Origin of the sequence: Leptospira brenneri, from assembly GCF_002812125.1 — a bacterium.
GTDB lineage: Bacteria > Spirochaetota > Leptospiria > Leptospirales > Leptospiraceae > Leptospira_A > Leptospira_A brenneri.
In genome coordinates, this window is the sequence record NZ_NPDQ01000001.1 from 79082 (window position 1) to 94599 (window position 15518).

A 15518-nucleotide genomic window follows, 5' to 3' on the forward strand; every position below is an offset into this window, starting at 1 on the left:
GGCAACTTGCGTTTATTTAGCGGAAAGTAGCGAGATAAATGCAATGCAAGTAACTCCCTCAAATCTTTTTGAACCACATCAATAAGTTTTAGAAATATTGATGAGTCTTCTCCTACTTTGAGTTTGTAAATATACGCAATACGAATATAACCCCTGACGGATTATCTCTGTATTTCGTATATTTGCGGTCTACTCTTTTGCCATCTCTCCTAATGATTTCCCAATTCCGCATCCAACCATTCTATCAAATCTTTTAACATCTCACGATTGATGCTATGGCCTTCTTCGTACTCTTGGTAATGAGGATGAACTCCTATCGATTCTAAATATTCCTTTACTGATCTCGCATAATTTATAGGCAACACGCGGTCATTAGTACCATGAGAAATAAATATTTTTTTACCCAGAACTTTTTCTGAGACCTTTACTTGCGTTTTGTTTTCTTCTAACAATCGTCCGCTGAGTGCAATGATCCCTTTCACTTTATCAGGGTGGAGTAAACCAATCGAATAAGACATGATAGCACCTTGACTAAAGCCACCAATCCAAACATTGGATTCATCAAATTGATAATTTGTTTTTAGATATTCCAAAAACTGAAGTAAGAGTTTTCTACTTTCGGCTTCTTGTTCTAAATTAATCTTAGGTTGGCCTGTCGTAAATAATACTTCATACCATCCGTAACTCCCTGTTCCTAAAATCAAAGGACCTCTTACAGAAACAACAAGTAAGGATTCAGGAAGGTAATTGGATAAGGAAAACAAATCTTCTTCGTTACTACCCACCCCATGTAATAAAAGTAAAAGTGGTGGGTTTTCTATAGAAACTTTTGGTTTGCGGACTAAATACTCTAATGGCTTTTCCATTTTAATTTTATCTCTATTGTTTTGATTCCAATTTTACGGAAGTCATTGTTAAGGCACCCGCTACTGGTTTGTCGTTAAAAAATGAAACCGCATCTGTATCCAATTTCGTTCCTAAGGTATAAAGCAGCGGTAAATAATGTTCTGCAGTAGGAATGGCCCATTCAAATTCTTTGCCATGATTTCGAATTTGAATTAATGAATCGTTATCTTCTTTAGTAATCCAGTCCTTTACTTTTTGATTCACATCAAGTGCCCAATCAAATCCATATACTTCATTCAATCTTTCCCAAGCCACCATACGCAAATTATGCACAATATTTCCACTCGCGATGATCAGTATCCCTTTGTTTCGAAGTGGAGCCAGTTCCTTTGCTAACTGAAAATGTTTTTCTGGCGGCGTCTTGTAATCCATACTCAACTGAACGACAGGTACATCTGCTTTAGGATAAATATGTTTGATGACACTCCAAGCGCCATGATCCAAACCCCATTCATAATCTAGTTTTACATCCTGGGATTTCACAATTGATTGTACTAATTTGGCGAGGTCAGGACTGCCCGGAGCTGGATATTGTACATCAAACAATGCCTTCGGAAATCCACCAAAATCATGGATGGTTGGTGGATGATCCATCGCTGTGACAAAAGTCCCATCGGTTACCCAATGGGCAGAAATACATAGAATTGCCTTTGGTTTCGGAATGGTTTTACCAAGAGCACGCAAACCATCGACAAACTCATTTTCTTCAATGGCGTTCATTGGACTTCCATGTCCCAAAAAATAGGAAGGCATCGTTTCTGAAGTTTGAAAAAAATCGAGATTTTCATGGGTTGCTGATTGGTTCATATATTTCTTTGGAGATTTTTGAGTCTCCAGCACCTCTATTTAGATAGTTTAATATCAAACTATTTATTGTCAATCTATTCTTAAGTGCCTAAAAGGAAAATTATTCTTTTCCTACTATTGGATTTCTGACCAAATGTCCTAACATTTATTGAAAGGATCAGGTGTATGAAAGCGATTCGACGGAATTTAGGGTATGGTTTTTTAAGTTGGTTTCTTCCCTTTGTCATTTCGATTTTCTTTTTCTCGAAAGAGGGCACCCTACAAATTGATCTCTTTCTTTTTAAAACAATCATGGTTGTCGTAGGATCACTCAGCGGCTGTTTTCTACTTTATAAATATTTTTTACATATTGATTCTCAATTTTTTAAAGAAGGATTTATCGTTGGGTTATCTTGGATTTCTTTCAACTGGATCCTTGATATTTTAATTCTACTCCCTATGTCCAAAATGCCAATCGATCTATATTTTATCCAAATTGGATTTCGTTATTTCTCTTTATTATTTTTTGCAATTGCGATGGGAAGTATCCTTGAGCGAAAAATTAAATGAATAAAATCCAAATACTAAATTAAAACAGCTGAATGAAAATTTCAGAGGATAAACAAGAAACTCTTAATCGCATTGTAAACGATTTAAAATCAATAAACAATGTAACAGCCATTGTACTGGGAGGTTCCTATTCCACGGGAATGGCTAATGAAAATTCTGATTTAGATATTGGAATTTACTATCATGAATCTTCTCCATTTTCTATCGAAAGTATAAAATCTATAGCTGATAAATACAATTCTGGCGATGAAACAACAGTCACAAGCTTTTATCAATGGGGTGCTTGGGTAAACGGAGGAGCATGGATAGAAACAAAATCAGGGGAAGTCGATTTTGTTTATCGAAATATTGAACAAGTTAAGTCCACTATAGAAAAATCTAAAGAGGGGATTTATATAAATGATTTCGAACAACAACCGCCTTACGGATTTTCATCCACAATCTATCTCGCTGAAACATACTATTGCGTACCACTGTTCGATCCAGAAAATATAATTCAAAATCTAAAAAAAGAAGTTAAGCAGTATCCAGAAAAACTAAAACAAACCATTACACAACAGTCGTTGTGGTCTGCTGAATTTACGCTCTGGCAAGCAGACAAGTTTGCAAAGAAATTCGATTTTTATAATACAGTTGGATGTTTTTCAAGAGCCCTGAAAAACATAATAGAAGCCTTACTCGCAATAAATGAACTATATTCAATTGGAGACAAAAAATCCATGGAAGTTCTAAAAAGAGCACCAAAATTACCAGAAAAACTAGAAAGTCGAATTGAAGTTATCGTAAATCTAGATAAGCAAAATATAGTTTCAAAGACTAATGAACTCAGACAATTATTTGAAGAAACCGTATCATTTGCAAAGGATTCTTACCACCCTTATTTCAAACTCTAAATCATTTAAATTTATACATTTAACTTTTATTAAATTCTCTGAATTTTAAATCATTGATAAGGAGCATTACATGAGAAAATTAATTGTACTCGAATTTCTTACTCTTGATGGAGTGATACAAGCTGGCGGTGGGCCAACAGAAGATACGAGCGGCGGTTTTGTTTATGGTGGCTGGCAAGTTCCTTATTCTGATGATTTAATCGGCAAAGTTATGGAAAAGCAAATGAATATGTCGTTTGATTTGTTACTGGGTAGAAAAACTTTTGAGATCTGGGCACCATACTGGCCAGAACATTCGGAGATTTGGCCGAAAGTCATGTCAGTCACTAAGTATGTTGCTTCTAATACAATCACATCTCACTCATGGAAACCCTCTGTATTTCTTAATGGAAACATAGTAGAGAAAATCCAAAAACTTAAATTGGAAGATGGTCCAAATTTACATGTTTATGGAAGTGCCAACCTTGTACAAACTTTGATGCAAAATGATTTAATAGATGAGTTCTGGTTAAAGATTTATCCTATCACACTAGGTAGCGGCAAAAAATTATTTATGGAGGGAACCATCCCCGCTGCTTTCAAACTGATTGAAAGCCAAATTTCGCAAACGGGGATCATAATCGCAAATTACAAACGTGCCGGAGAAATTCAGACAGGAAGTTTCTAAAAAGTCTGAAGTAAAATACGAAACAAAATCACATGGATGAAGAAACAAATTTAGATTTAATTGATACTCAATTAAAAGCTTATAATAACAAAGACATTGATTTATTCTTAAAATGTTGGGATACAAATGCGAAAATATTTTTACATCCAGATATATTGTTAGCGGAAGGTATCGAACAAATTAAAGAAAGACACCTAGTTCGATTTCAAGAACCCGACCTTTTTGCTAATTTGATATCAAGGACTTCCTTTAATGGAAAAATTGTAGACCAAGAAGTTGTAACAAGAAATTTTCCCGAAGGAAAAGGAACAATAGATGTGTTAGCAATTTATGAAATCAAGGATGTTAGGATAATGAATGCCTGGTTTCTAATTGGTGAACCAAAGTTTTAGTCCGCTGAAAAATTCTAGGTTAGAATTTTTTAATAAATTATAAATCTATCAATAAATAATTTTAATTATTCTTCCTAAATTGAAATAAAAACTTGAAAGATTATCCCAATGCATTTGAATATTTCTGTTTTTGACTCAGTGGATCGTAAAATTTCTTTGCAAAACTCATTCGAACAAATTCAATCATCAGGAGATCCTCATGGCAGCACCAAAGAAAAAGAAAAGTAATAAAACAAAGCCAAAATCCAATCAGCCAAAGTTAGATTATCGAGCTAGCCCTTCCCACAGCATCACACCATTTCTCATGTTCAATGCAAACATCGAAGAAGTTGCAAAGTTCTATGTATCCATTTTCAAAAAATCCAAAATTATTACTGCAAGCCCAATGCAAGGACAGTTCATTTTGAATGGTCAGAAATTTTCTGCTTATAACGGAGGACCCGAATTCCAATTCACTTGGGGTGTTTCCTTTATGATCAGTGTAGATACTCAAAAAGAAGTCGATTATTACTGGAACGGTCTTTTGGCAAATGGTGGTAAAGAACTGATGTGTGGTTGGGTTCAGGATCAATTCGGAATGTTTTGGCAAGTGACACCAAAAATTCTCTTAGAGTTAATTTCACATAAAGATCCAGAAAAAGCAAAACGTGCAACAGATGCTATGTTAAAAATGAAAAAAATAGACATAGCAACGTTAAAAGAAGCAGTAAGTTAAAAAACCAAATATAACGAAAGTGCTTAGTTATTAAATTAAAATTCAACGGGGGTATAAAGAGACATTTCAAACCCCCGGATCTCAATAGTAAATTGATTTTGGGTATAAAATGGGCCACCAAATCCCAAACGCCAAGTTACAGGGCCTATAGGAAGTTCCCAAAAAAAGTAATAACTTTTAGCTAAATTTGTTTTAGAATTGATCCTTCCTTTGCCTAAACTTGATAACGCATAAATTTCAAGTGCATTCAACTGGCCATTGGTAGCAGCAGCATAGATCAAATAACTAAGGGGTTCAACGGAACCTGTAGAAAGATCTCCTTTTAAAAGTGAATAAGCCCCTAACAATTCTAAATTATTCCCGGCCGAAAGATTAGATAATAGATAAGCCCTATAAGGATCTCCGTCAATATTTCCAGATGTTAACAGCGAATATCTACCTAAATTATCGATTCGATCATCTAAGGTTCTGCCAGAATTGAAAGCGACAGAATTGGCAAATAATCCCAGACCATCATTAAAATCTGCTGTTCCTTGAACATTGACTCTTCCAATACCCATTCCTAATCCTATGCGAAATCGATCATTTCCTTCCTTTCCTAAATATAAAACAGGCAAAAGCATTGAATAAGTACCAAATGTTTGTGTTTTTAAATCTACATTTTCTCTACCATCATTAGATTCAGTCGCTGGGGTAAGTTGAATGACTTGTCTACTATTCCGAAACTTTGCATTTCTATTTAGTATAAATAAACCCCAATATTCGCCTAACTGCCATTCTTTTGACTTTAAATCATACAAAAAACTAGTATTCTCATCAACTGAATTTCTTTCTTCAGCCATTGATGCTTTACCATATGGACTTGTGATCGTTAAAGAAGAACTTAGAAATTGAACTCCAGGATTGATCGAAAAATACCTTGGACCTGTTGGATCGTTATACCAACTGAATATTTTTCTTTTATTTTGTTCTGGTTTTAAAGAAGTTTCTTTTTCAGATACAATAACTGATTCTCCTTGCTCTGTTTGCGAATACAAAGGAAAGAAAAACAAAAATATAGTTATATAAGAAAAAAATATTTTTAACGATACTGTAAACTTATGAGACCGAATTCTCAAACAGCAGCTACTTGTTTTTCAGGAACCAAGTTATATTTTAATTTGATTAAATCGATTTTTTCTTCCATCGCCTTCCATAAAGAATCTTTTTCTGGATGAAAGGTACAAAGCACACCTTGTCTTACCAAATCAATGATCTCATCAATTGAAAAATCCAAAAAGCGATAGAGTTTAAAGAATTCATAAGTAAGATTCACGTTAAAAATATCAGGATCATCTGTGTTGATACATAACATGAGACCTTGGTCATAATAATAACGCACAGGATGGTTTTGTTCTTTGCGAACATACTTTCCTGTAAAGACATTCGAAGTCACACAAATCTCAATTGGGATTCTGTTTTCTTTCATGTAACGAACAAGTTCTGGATCTTGAATTGCAGAAGTTCCGTGACCGATCCTTTCCGCCTTACAAAGATTTACCGCATCCCAAATGGCCCAAGGACCATCATCTTCTCCAGAGTGAGCTACACATCTTAAACCAGACTCTCGTGCTACTTTGAAAACTTCAGAATAATCCTTTGCAGGGCCCATAAGTTCAGCACCACCAAGTCCAATCCCAATCACTTCTTTATGTTTTAATCCCAAAACTCGTTTGAGATTGTTCATTGCATTCTCAGGGCCGAAGGAACGAGATACATCCACTAACAATCGGATAGTAATTCCATCTTTAACTTCAATTTGGCGAATTCGATTTACCATCACTTCCACCATTTCATCAAAATCCAATCCATTTTGAATGAACTTTGAAGGAGCAAAGAAGGCTTCACAATAAATGATATTATTCGATCGTAAATAATCCGCTAAACTATCGATAAAATATCCGAGATCCGAAGCTTCCTTAACAGCTCCTTGCACAAAGAAAAACACCTGAATGAAACCATTTAGATCTTTAAAATTGTATTTATCTTCAAATTCTTTATCTGTAACTTCGATTCCGTTCTTTTTGTACAAAAATTTGAGAGTTTCTTTATTCACACAGGCTTCTAAGTGTAAATGTACTTCTGTTTTTGGAATTTCTCGAATGAAATTAATGACATCTTGCTCATTGGGATGAGGGACCGATAAATCCCCAGCGAGTAAGGATTTCCTTTCTTTGAGAAGAGGGGTTTCGGTAGCCGGTTCTAATCCGTCTTTGGAAAGCAACCAAAGTGGCGGGTGTAGGATCGGCAACTCCATGAGAGAAACTCTCTCGTTTAACAGAGTATTGATTTGTTTATCAAAAGTAAGTTGGATGGTGGGCGAGTACGGTCTGTCAGCTGGCAGACGGCTCTTCAATCGATTGAGCTCTGCAATGTCGCGATCAATGACAGCGATACGATTTAAAATCTCAGAAAAAGGAACTTCCATGTTCCAGGAAAGGATGCAAAATTTCGTAAGGGTCTACAAGTAGATTTTTAAGGCTTTGGTGAAAATCCCTATTCAGCTTTCAAAAATCCCGTCGATAGGAAGTTTGGGAGCGGAAAAGACTGGAAATATTTTCCGAATTATGTCGTATAAATGAATATGCTCACATCTCGCAAAACTTTCCTACCATTTGCGCTTCCTTCCATTTCGGAAGATGCGATTGAAGAAGTAGCCCAAGTCCTCCGCTCAGGCTGGGTCACCTCAGGCCCAAAAGTCAAACAATTCGAGATGGAGTTTGGTGACTTTGTGGGAAGTAAAGAAACCATTGCTGTCAATTCAGCAACGGCAGGCTTACATTTAGCTTTAGAAGCAATTGGAATGACTGCAAATGATGCCGCCATCACCAGTTCCATTACCTTTACCGCGACCACGGAAGTGATTTGTTATTTTGGGGCCGAACCCATTCTTACAGATGTAGATCCCATTCACAATTTGATGACTCCGGAAACCTTGCGTCAAACCATCGAATCCAAATGCAAATGGAACGGGAAAGAACTAAGAAGTAAAAAAACAGGCAAACAAATCAAAGCCATCCTTCCGGTTCACTTAGCTGGTTATACTTGTGATATGGAAGGTCTGATGGCAATTGCGAAAGAATACAATTTATATGTAATTGAAGATGCCGCCCATGCATTCCCCGCAGTTCATAAAAACAAAATGATCGGAACTTGGGGTGATTTTACCGTATTTAGTTTCTACGCAACAAAAGGAATTACCACAGGAGAAGGGGGGATGGTCACCACTGCTCATAAAGAGGCCGCAGAACGAATTCGAAAAATGCGACTCCATGGAATTAACCGTGATGCGTTTAACCGACCTGGTTGGTACTATGAAGTCGTTGATGCAGGTTATAAATACAATATGACAGACATCGCTGCAGCTTTGGGTGTCGTTCAATTAAAAGAATCTCATGGATTTTGGGAACGCAGAACAGAAATTGCCAAACATTACAACCAAGAGTTTAGTCCTATCAAAGGAATCAAACTTCCCAAAGAAGATACAAACGGAATCCATAGTTGGCATCTCTATCGCATTGAAGTGGATCCAAAAATTGCAAAAGTCGGGCGTGATAGTTTAGTAGAAGAATTAAAGGAAAGAAACATAGGAACAAGCCTTCATTTCATCCCTATCTTCGAACATCCTTATTACAAAAAGACATTCCAATACAATAGAAAGGAATATCCAAATGCTTGTTCTATGTATGACAGGTCGGTTTCATTACCTCTATTTGCCGGTATGACAAAATCCGATGAAAAAGATGTAATTGATGCTGTTAAAGAAATTCTTGGTTAACTCTTAACTAATTCGATCTGGAAACGATTCGGTTTTGATAAAATTCCGAATCGTATAATTTTAACAACTCAACAAGTCCCAAAACAAATTCGGTATCCGTACCGTCTGCTTTTCTACGAATCCAAAAACCCACAAGTTCTTTCACCACCTGTGCATCAATGGTTTCATCTCCTTTTTTATAAACAAATCGAGAAGCTTCCTCGGGATCTTCGTTATCAGTAAAAGCAGGATATAAAAACAAAATAAATCGATCTAAATAATAAGGATCTAATCTATTTTCTTCCACTAACAATAAATAACGATCTGCTTCTTTCCTAAAGAATTTTGGATTAGAATCCAGTTTTTGATAAATAATAAAAAATTCACGCGCTGTGTTCCGAATAAAACTTTCATAAATTGGTAAAGTTAATTTATATAACGATGGATTTGTTTTGGCTGGTAAAAGATACTCTCGTAGTTTCAAGGGGAATTCTGGATTGTAATGGCCGAACTCAGACTGAGAGTTCAATTCTAAATAATATTTTGAGTGTGGACCAGATAAAAAAATCTCAATACCCAAATACTCGGAAAGTTTTCGAAAACTTAAAATGGTTTGAATTTTACAAAAGAATCTATGATAAGAAATTTTATTTTCGCAGTGCAATCCTATTTTTGGAAAATGGACCCAAGTAGAATCTACCAATTTTTTCAGTTTATTCTCTCGTTCGATCGTTTTGTTACCAATCCAAGAATGGGTTTGATAATCAAACGCCGAACAAGCAATTAAAAATAGAAACGAAACTCTACTTAATTTTATAAGTAATTTCTGCAGGTAAATTTTCCCATTCCGAATTAACATCCTTACGGAAGTATACCGGAGAAACCGAAGATTTAAAGTTTAAACTTTGGTATAAAATTAGATCTGACTCTTTTTTTTCAAAATACCGTTTGTCTGTATTAGTTCCAAGACCCAAGTCAGCAATAGGAATCCAGCCATAACTCAAAAGAAAAATGGATAAAGAGTCTTGAATGGATTTTGGTTTTCCCTTTTCAAAACGAATCATTCGGAAGGGTTGGGTCGGAACACCAATTTCTTTCATTTTATCTTTAAAATCGTTAATACTAATGCTTGTTTGTCTTCCCTGATAAATTGCATCCAAATAATCTCTAGGTAGAAGTTTTAATTCTTCATTAGCTTTTTCGTAGTAAGGAGTTACATCTCCCGGATAGACTGCATCCTTATCTAGATATTCATCGTTTACATAATATTTAATAAATTGATTTTTCGAGGAAAACTTATACTTAACAATTTGTTCTCCCGGTAAATCCTCAATGGATAATTTCTTTAAATGCACTCGATTCCTTTGGATGAAGGAAGGTTGGTAGGCTGTATCGGAAAATTTAACCGATCGAATCCTCTGTTGTTCGTTGGATGGGGGATGAAGGATGGCAATCTGTGCTTTAGATAAAGAAACTGAATCCAATTTAAATTTTAAAGAAACTTCTAAATTATATTCTTCTTCACCAGAAGCAATAAAACGTTCCGTTTCAATGAAGGGAATATTTTTGATTTCTTTATTTTCGCGATCGACTACCCACAGTTTGGAGCCACTCAGTAAAACTCCGCGCACGGAACGAAGATTTGTTTTGATGGATCCGGTAATTTTTCCTGTTTTTGTATCATAACGATAGATACTATTGTCAGCTGAATCTGAAATCCATAAGGAGTCCCTTCCATAACAGATATCCCGTGGACGAGTTCTATCAGTAAAAAAACCACCGATCAAAAGAGAGGAAGACTGGTCGTAAATTTGAACCTTACCTGAATCTAAATCCAGGATATAGTAGTAATTCCCGACACTGGCAATCCCAGCCACATTCGAAAGTGGAATTTGAATTTTGTCAGTGATACCACCAGAATTGGGATCCAATTTTAAAATTTGTTTTGGGGCCACAACAAGGAGTTTCCCTTCCCTAGAATCAAAACTGATTCCACGAAGATTCGCCAAACCTAAGTTAAATATTTCCTGCTCACCAATTTCATTGATTTTGATGATAGCACGGCGATTGGTATCAATGTACCAGAAATTGACTCCGTCCCAAGCAAGACCATAGGCTTTGTCAGTGAGTTTGTATTCTTTGCTCTCTTGCGCGCTCAAACCACATAATAAAAATAATAATAAAATTAAAAAACGAATCATAAATCCAACCTAATGTTATCTGATATCAGACGAAAAATATCCGTCAGTAAAGAGGAATCATTCAATTCTGAGCCCAAGATAATTGGCTTTGGAACAAAAATAATTAGGAATGTTACTAACATCGAAAGCCCAAAATAAAAACGAAATTTTCCAATTCCTGAAATAGAATCTCGTATAAATGGATGTTCTACCTTAACCACAAAGTAAATGATAAAACCCCAAAGTAACCATGTAAAATGAATCAAGGTGAATATTAAAAACAATACAAACAAACGATGGATCCACTTTCTATAACCTTCACCAAACATAGAATAAATGACATGGCCACCATCCAATTGACCAAAAGGTAATAAATTTACTGCAGTAATGAGTAGTCCTACCCAACCAGCTTTCGCAAGCGGATGAGCTTGGATATCCATAGTAGAAAAATCAATGGGTCCATGAATCCATTGAGTGGTAAGGTATGTAAAAAGACTGTCTCCAAAAAACAAAAAACCTGACCGGTCAAAACCAGGAGGTATTTCCATTACTTTCGAAAGACTAATTCCCACTAACCAAGCAATTACAGACAAAAACAAACTTGCTGCAGGGCCCCCAACACCAATGTCAAAAAGTATCTTTTTATCTGGAATTGGTTCTTTGATTTGAATGACCGCACCCATAGTTCCAATGGGACCCACTGGCAACGGAATGAAATAAGGCAAAGTAGCTCTGACTCCATAGTACCTAGCAGGCAAATAATGCCCCATTTCATGGGCCAAAAGAATGAATAACAAAGAAGTAGAATAGGGCCAGTTTTCAAAAAACATTAGTTTATAATTCTCTAATGTCTGTGGAACTTGCGGATTCAAAAATATATCCGAATATGTTAAAGTAAAAAAAGTAAGAAGGAATAATAAGATATGTATTTTTTTTTTTGATTCCAAAGTAGGAGAGCCTAGAAATTTATTTCTACTTGAAAGATTATGGAACCTAACTTTGGGATCAATTAGAAAGTAAGTCCTGAAAGGAAATTTGATTCGTTCATAACATCTGAACTTCATTCAGACACTCGTTCCTTCCTGAATTTCCTTTGGAAATTCTGTGTCATTTCCGATCATTTTAGCCAAGATCATATCTATTTAGAAAGGTCGATTGATTAAAATTTTCTTCCTTTGGAATCGGTCTTCAGAATCCATTGAACAAGTGGATTTTTTGTACGGAGAAATTGTCTCATTTCCCTTTGCATCTTTCCTAACTCTTAGAAAAATTAACTCGTCTAATCATTAAACAGAAAACCAGCTAATCAATGTTCGAAAATATTAAAATCATCAAAAAGTTTGACCCAGCAGCCAAATCCTATTTGGAAATTATTCTTTGTTATCCTGGTTTGCATGCATTATGGCTTCATAAATTCGCACATTTACTCTATAAACTTAGATTACCTATCATCCCTAGGCTTGTGAATTACATTAGCCGATTTTTAACAGGAATCGACATCCATCCGGGTGCCAAAATTGCTCCAGGTGTTTTTATTGATCATGGATCGGGGGTTGTGATTGGAGAAACAGCCATTGTAGGATCTGGTTCTCTTATCTTTCAAGGAGTCACCCTTGGCGGAACCGGAAAGGAATCAGGCAAACGCCACCCAACGATCGGCAAAAATGTGGTGATTGGAGCCGGTGCAAAAATTCTTGGAAACATCACCGTTGAGGATCATGTTCGAGTTGGAGCTGGATCCGTTGTTATGCGAAACGTTCCCGCTGGTTGTACAGTTGTTGGAATTCCTGGTAAAGTGGTCAAAGCAGGTGATGTGGCTTCGGACAGTATGGAACAAATGTTAGAACACAACCAAATGCCAGATCCAATTGCGAAAGTTTTTTCTGTATTGTTAGAGAAGGTGGAAACCCAACAACAGCTCATAAACAAACTATATGAGAAACAACAACTGATGGAAAAATCTTCAACGGACATTCCCGAAGATGATCGTTTCATCCAGGAATTCATCCACGGAGATGGAATTTAAAATTCTTTCAGTAGTTCTGTTTTTTTCCGATTGTATTCTTCATCGGTGATCAGTTTGTTTTTCCGCATTTCTTCTAAAGCTTTTAATTTTTCTGGAACTGATTTCCACTGTTCGGTTGGCGCAGAAATTTCATCCTCTTTAGGGTATCGAAATAATGGAGGGTTTGGAATCAAACTAGGAATATCAAACACAACCACATTGCCATAAATAATATTCTTCGTTGCCAATTTATCTTTAAACAAACTCGTATGTTGTTTGTCTCTCAGCAAAAGTTCAGGCCTATAAATCGGTTTAATCGCTGTAGGATGAAAAATCACCCAGTCTTCAAAAGAATACTGCGTTTGAAAACTGATGTTTGTATTTATCTCATGAAATAATAAAACCAAACCATCTTCAGTGCTTAAAATGTAAAAACTAGTTTTTAAAATTTTGACATTTGGGGACAGAATATCATCCAACTTAAAGATACAAAGATAAACTTTAGATTCTTTGCTTATACTGACCTTTTCGGCAAACTTTTCTATTTCTGGAAGATAAGAATCAGGAACAAGAACGTCCCAATCTTCATAAGCAAGGACACCTCGTTTGTATTGAATGGATTTTAAAACATTTGGTAGTTCTATAAAATTTTTTGAATTGATAGTAAGTTTGGAAATTTCATTTGGAAAAATTGTTCTCCACTCCTCTTCCTCCACTTCAAAAAATGCTAGTGATGCAGAAGAATCAATGAGTTTGATTTTGTTAGTAAAACTGCCACAATTAGAAATAAAAAAGAGAATGAGAAGAAAGGAATATTTCGAAATTGCCGTTAATGAAATTATGAATACGTTAAAAAACGTGTACCCAGTAGTATTCTTTCTAGTGGCATTAGTCTTTTTATCCACAGAAGAGTGGAAAGCAGAGTCCATGCCACAGTTTCACATGAAGGATCAATATGGGCAATCGTATTCTGATGAGTCGGTCAAAGGAAAACCTGTTGTGCTTATGGGTTGTTTTCTTCGTGACCTAGAACTTTGCCGCAAACAGGGCCGAAAACTTTATTGGAAAATGCAAAATTTGCTCTGGAAAGACAGTTCCAAAGTCCATTTCCTTCTGTATCTAGATTTTCGTGAAACAAACAAACTCGTAGAAGATTATTTGGAAGAATCCAAAACAAAACAATACGAAAGTATTCTTTTAGACCGCAAAGGGAACCTATCCCTAGGTCTAAACAAAGGCGAGTCTTATTTACGAATATTTAACAAATCAGGCAAAATGATTTCTTCATCCTATCAGGAAGAAATGAATGAAGATCTCATCCAAGAAATATATGGCATTCTTAAAAAAGAATTATAAGTTAGAAAGAATTTTCTTTTTTACATTTATCTTTATTAGCATTTCTAATTGTTTTCAGAAAAATGAAAATTATTATCAATTTTGGAAAGGTTACGACCACCTCCAACGTTCGATTAAATCCACTTCCAAAAATGACGTTTATTTTTCAGCGCTTGCCGGAAGTCTTAGTGAAGAAAACGAATCACTATTACAAAAAACACCAGAAGGTTATCCCTTCCTTTCTCTATCAGGTAACATTGACAACCAACAGAATTGGAACCTTCATTGGAACGAATCCGACCCAACCAAATATGATTACTTAGCCAAAGTAACATTTACTCCTAAACTTTGGGAAGAACGTGAGATCTATGCAGTGGAAAGAAAAATCATTCATAAACTCAATGGTTACCAACCGAGAGACTTTTTTAAGTGGTTCCATGATTTTGCTTTAGCTATCAATGATCATAATGCCTATCAATCATTAAAATCATCTTCTGAAAATCTACAATTTCTCTGTGCTGCGATGCAATGCCATGTGACTGAAAATGCAGAATGGCATACTTTAGAATTTACGATCAATGAAGACACAAAAACAAAATTTCCAGGTTTTTACCAACGAACAGGTTCTCGTTTAGAAAAAACCAAACTAAATCTGGAAATCTGGGATAAATTCAATCCAACTCATAAATTAAAAATCACAAACCAAGGAAAAACCATCCAATTTCATTTTCCTGTGAATCCTCCAATAGATTACTTTCAATCACCGAAAGAAATTCGATTCTTAGGAGATGTTGAAATCAGATCATTTGGAATCACCGTAAAAATCCAAAACCTAGAATATAAACTAAAAACAAACTTTGAAAAACAAACAGATACACTCGACGGACAATTTGTACGGATTGGAAAAAAAGAAATTAATGGAAATTTTTTCTATGTCATTCCACAAGGTTTTGTAAACTTTTTTATTCCAGGTAATATGGATGAATACTTTAATGAGTTTTTTATCTTACTCATCCAAGGAACACAAGGTAGAGGTGGTTCCCAAATTCACGCTACTTTTAAAAAAAAAGCAAACGGACAAATCAATACAATCACCACCTATAACGAAACCAAAAGAAAACGTTTTTCTCTGTTTGGTGGTGATGATTCTCAAAAAGCCAGTAACGACTTTGATTTTTTTGCCTCTTGGGAAGAGGCTATGTTAAGAGATTTAAAATAATGTGCAAAAACCTAGATTTTTCTGATCTAGGTTGGATTGATTGCAACGATAAAC

Annotated in this window: 17 protein-coding genes; 9 read left to right on the plus strand and 8 right to left on the minus strand. The window is 35.5% G+C overall.

What is annotated here, in order from left to right; all coding sequences use genetic code 11:
- Window positions 1-209: 209 nt before the first annotated feature.
- Window positions 210-866, minus strand: coding sequence for an alpha/beta hydrolase (locus CH361_RS00395; protein ID WP_100788862.1), 657 nt, complete (start codon window positions 864-866; stop codon window positions 210-212).
- Window positions 867-879: 13 nt separating this feature from the next.
- The gene (ygiD, locus tag CH361_RS00400) at window positions 880-1713 is read right to left on the minus strand and encodes a 4,5-DOPA-extradiol-dioxygenase (protein ID WP_100788863.1); all 834 of its coding nucleotides are present in this window, start codon (window positions 1711-1713) and stop codon (window positions 880-882) included.
- Between the two features lie 165 nt (window positions 1714-1878).
- Between ygiD and CH361_RS00405 the strand changes: the two genes are divergently transcribed.
- From CH361_RS00405 to CH361_RS00425, 5 genes are all read left to right on the plus strand, one after another.
- Window positions 1879-2262: a hypothetical protein gene (locus CH361_RS00405; protein WP_100788864.1), complete on the plus strand. Its 384-nt coding sequence runs from the start codon at window positions 1879-1881 to the stop codon at window positions 2260-2262.
- A gap of 32 nt (window positions 2263-2294) precedes the next feature.
- On the plus strand, window positions 2295-3155 hold the full coding sequence (locus CH361_RS00410; protein ID WP_100788865.1) for a nucleotidyltransferase domain-containing protein: 861 nt from the start codon (window positions 2295-2297) through the stop codon (window positions 3153-3155).
- A gap of 70 nt (window positions 3156-3225) precedes the next feature.
- Window positions 3226-3822 (plus strand): dihydrofolate reductase family protein, encoded by a 597-nt coding sequence (locus CH361_RS00415; RefSeq protein ID WP_100788866.1) that lies wholly within the window; start codon window positions 3226-3228, stop codon window positions 3820-3822.
- A gap of 32 nt (window positions 3823-3854) precedes the next feature.
- Window positions 3855-4214 (plus strand): nuclear transport factor 2 family protein, encoded by a 360-nt coding sequence (locus CH361_RS00420; protein WP_100788867.1) that lies wholly within the window; start codon window positions 3855-3857, stop codon window positions 4212-4214.
- 199 nt (window positions 4215-4413) lie between these two features.
- On the plus strand, window positions 4414-4929 hold the full coding sequence (locus CH361_RS00425; RefSeq protein WP_100788868.1) for a VOC family protein: 516 nt from the start codon (window positions 4414-4416) through the stop codon (window positions 4927-4929).
- A 35-nt stretch (window positions 4930-4964) separates the two neighbouring features.
- Here the strand turns inward: CH361_RS00425 and CH361_RS19645 are convergent, their stop codons facing one another.
- Both CH361_RS19645 and add read right to left on the minus strand, forming a co-directional pair.
- A complete protein-coding gene (locus CH361_RS19645) occupies window positions 4965-6047 on the minus strand; it encodes a hypothetical protein (RefSeq protein ID WP_244279435.1) in 1083 nt (360 codons plus the stop codon).
- A complete protein-coding gene (gene add, locus CH361_RS00435; protein WP_100788869.1) occupies window positions 6044-7396 on the minus strand; it encodes an adenosine deaminase in 1353 nt (450 codons plus the stop codon). Before add ends, CH361_RS19645 begins: the two co-directional genes overlap by 4 nt.
- A 156-nt stretch (window positions 7397-7552) precedes the next feature.
- Between add and CH361_RS00440 the strand changes: the two genes are divergently transcribed.
- Window positions 7553-8746, plus strand: coding sequence for a DegT/DnrJ/EryC1/StrS family aminotransferase (locus CH361_RS00440; protein WP_100788870.1), 1194 nt, complete (start codon window positions 7553-7555; stop codon window positions 8744-8746).
- A gap of 7 nt (window positions 8747-8753) precedes the next feature.
- Here CH361_RS00440 and CH361_RS00445 read toward each other — a convergent pair whose 3' ends face one another.
- The 3 genes from CH361_RS00445 to CH361_RS00455 form a co-directional block, all read right to left on the minus strand.
- Entirely contained in the window at window positions 8754-9305 is a 552-nt protein-coding gene (locus CH361_RS00445) for a hypothetical protein (RefSeq protein WP_244279437.1), read from the minus strand.
- A gap of 223 nt (window positions 9306-9528) precedes the next feature.
- Window positions 9529-10926: an NHL repeat-containing protein gene (locus CH361_RS00450; RefSeq protein WP_100788871.1), complete on the minus strand. Its 1398-nt coding sequence runs from the start codon at window positions 10924-10926 to the stop codon at window positions 9529-9531.
- A complete protein-coding gene (locus CH361_RS00455) occupies window positions 10923-11852 on the minus strand; it encodes a site-2 protease family protein (RefSeq protein WP_208861354.1) in 930 nt (309 codons plus the stop codon). Before CH361_RS00455 ends, CH361_RS00450 begins: the two co-directional genes overlap by 4 nt.
- Window positions 11853-12214: 362 nt before the next feature.
- On the opposite strand from CH361_RS00455, the gene cysE reads away from it, so the two are divergent.
- Complete coding sequence (gene cysE, locus CH361_RS00460; RefSeq protein ID WP_100788872.1) at window positions 12215-12931, plus strand: serine O-acetyltransferase; 717 nt, start codon at window positions 12215-12217, stop codon at window positions 12929-12931.
- Here cysE and CH361_RS00465 read toward each other — a convergent pair.
- Complete coding sequence (locus tag CH361_RS00465; protein WP_244279439.1) at window positions 12928-13839, minus strand: SHOCT domain-containing protein; 912 nt, start codon at window positions 13837-13839, stop codon at window positions 12928-12930. The two genes, cysE and CH361_RS00465, sit on opposite strands and share 4 nt — an antisense overlap.
- Between CH361_RS00465 and CH361_RS00470 the strand changes: the two genes are divergently transcribed.
- Both CH361_RS00470 and CH361_RS00475 read left to right on the plus strand, forming a co-directional pair.
- Window positions 13838-14266 carry a hypothetical protein gene (locus CH361_RS00470; protein WP_100788873.1) on the plus strand — a complete coding sequence of 143 codons (429 nt, stop codon included), beginning with the start codon at window positions 13838-13840 and terminating at the stop codon, window positions 14264-14266. The genes CH361_RS00465 and CH361_RS00470 overlap by 2 nt on opposite strands.
- Window positions 14241-15464: an LIC10025 family lipoprotein gene (locus CH361_RS00475; RefSeq protein ID WP_100788874.1), complete on the plus strand. Its 1224-nt coding sequence runs from the start codon at window positions 14241-14243 to the stop codon at window positions 15462-15464. The genes CH361_RS00470 and CH361_RS00475 overlap by 26 nt, the downstream gene beginning before the upstream one ends.
- The last annotated feature ends 54 nt before the right edge of the window (window positions 15465-15518 follow it).